The 262-nt window shown below is 33.2% G+C and carries 1 pseudogene; it reads left to right on the plus strand.

What is annotated here, in order from left to right:
• Nucleotides 1–262: pseudogene (locus BU804_RS00125) on the plus strand (hypothetical protein); the annotation flags it as partial.

Here is a 262-nt window from a genome sequence, read left to right on the forward strand (position 1 = left end):
AAGTATAATAAACAATGGTAAAACATATATCCTTTTAGGAAGCTTTGAAAAAACATACCCTTTAAAGCGTAGAATTGGAATTGGAATATATGCAGCTTTTAAGACTTTATGTACGTTAGGCTTGGGGCTTTTTTCTGAAAGTGTTCGAGAAGATTGGAAGTCTTTTTGGAGCGGTAAAAAAAGTAAAATTATTTACTCTTCTTCTCCCTCATTTTTACCAACTAAACTTTTGGCAGACCAAGGCGATGCAAAAGCTCAATAT

It is taken from the genome of Candidatus Protochlamydia sp. W-9, assembly GCF_001950615.1.
Lineage (GTDB): Bacteria > Chlamydiota > Chlamydiia > Chlamydiales > Parachlamydiaceae > Protochlamydia > Protochlamydia amoebophila.